At 43.7% G+C, this 1,735-nt stretch carries 2 protein-coding genes; both read right to left on the bottom strand.

All coding sequences use genetic code 11. From position 1 onward, the window contains the following. Positions 1 to 406 (bottom strand): SDR family NAD(P)-dependent oxidoreductase (locus R7P72_RS23890; RefSeq protein ID WP_318110811.1); only part of this gene is annotated, 406 nt, incomplete at its 3' end. Positions 407 to 460: 54 nt separating this feature from the next. Further along, the coding region (locus tag R7P72_RS23895) for a diguanylate cyclase domain-containing protein (protein WP_318110812.1) at positions 461 to 1,735 on the bottom strand (1,275 nt) is incomplete at its 5' end.

The raw sequence follows: 1,735 nt of genomic DNA on the forward strand, positions 1-1,735 counted from the left end.
TTGGCACTGATACTGGATCACCATAAACTGTCGCAGATGAGCTAAATACCAGTGATTTCACGCCTGCTTCACGCATTGCGTCCACAAGAACAAGTGTGCCATTTACGTTGTTATCGTAATACTCAAGCGGTTTTTCTACTGATTCTCCGACTGCTTTTAGGCCTGCAAAGTGAATAACGGCTTCAATATTGTGTGCTTTTAGTGCCTCAACAAGCGCAGCCTTATCGCGAATATCCGCTTCGATAAAAGTAGGCTTTACGCCACATACTTTTTCAATGCGCTCTAAGACTGTAGATTTGCTGTTGTATAGGTTATCGAGAATAACTGGTGTCATACCAGCTTCGATCATTTGAATACAAGTGTGGCTGCCAATGTAGCCCATACCACCCGTAACAAGTACTTTCATTTTATCAATCCTTCTGACGCGAATCCGGTTAGTGTAAAGCTTTAATGCGACAATTTAAACGGTCTCTTGCAATTCGCATCCCATTAATATTGCTTGCCCTTTTCCGGCTTTCTTCGCTTGGTACATTGCGGTATCCGCACTCTTTAAAATACGGGTTGCGTCTCGTTCGTTAACGCCAACCAATTTCACCCCAATGCTCACGCCGACTTTTAACTCATTACCTTTGTATTCAATAGGCGCGCAGATGCTCTCTAACAATTGCTCGGCGATTCGCGTTACGACTTTTTGATTGGCCGGGTTGACCAGCATAACAAACTCATCGCCAGACAGGCGTGCGATTAAGTCACTGTGCCTAGTCGCCGATGTCAAACGATCTGCGACACGTTTTAAAACTTCATCCCCAGCGTCATGGCCATATGTGTCGTTGATTTCCTTAAAACCATCTAGATCAAGATACAATACCGCAAATTCATCGCGCTGATAGCCTGATCTTTGGACTAAATCTTCCAGCTCTAAATGGAACTTAGAACGATTTGCTAATCCTGTAAGCGCGTCATGATGTGCGAGATACTCGAGGCGCTCCATCTCTTTTGCATTGGAGAGATCGGTAAGAATAATGACCAAGTCGTAGAAACCGTTATCCTCGCACTTCACGATGCGATTTACTCGAGCAAACATTGGCACAAGTAAGCCTAAGTGATTTTGCTCAATCACTTCCCCTTGCCATACGCCATAGTTTTCAATGGACTCAATGATACTCGGCATCATTTCTTGTAATTTTCGCCAACGAATAGTTTGAATGAAAGACTGACCAACTAACTGGTCGATTTCTAAACCCACAAGTTTGGTGACTGCTGGGTTAACCATGGTGATGACGCCTTTGTGATTAAGCACAATAAGGCCGTCTTGACTGGCTTCAAACACTCGACCAGCTACGCGCTGGCGATTCATCGCCTCTTCAATCTCTGTGATGTCTTGAATGGCGAAGAGAAGATAACCGTGGTTAGACAAACGACGAGTCGTTAGGCTTAGCTGCTGTTCGTTATCAATGTTTTGAAGGTGGATATCATCACACTCTAAGCATCGACTAAGAATTTGGCTAAGCTCGTTCGGCATTTTTGTTTTTATCAGATCGCGGATATTCGCATTTTCTAATGCTTCCGGTGTTTTCTGAAATATATGCTGAGTCGCAGCATTACTGTGGATAATGGTGCCAAGGTTGTCGGTAATAACCAACGCATACTGAATGGATTCAATGACTTCTTCTGAAAATGCTCTTTTTTGTTCGAGCGTAGCTAACGAATGTTGGCGTTGTTTTTCCCTTTTTCG

This window comes from Vibrio sp. Vb0888, assembly GCF_033338835.1.
Classification (GTDB): Bacteria; Pseudomonadota; Gammaproteobacteria; order Enterobacterales; family Vibrionaceae; genus Vibrio; species Vibrio alginolyticus.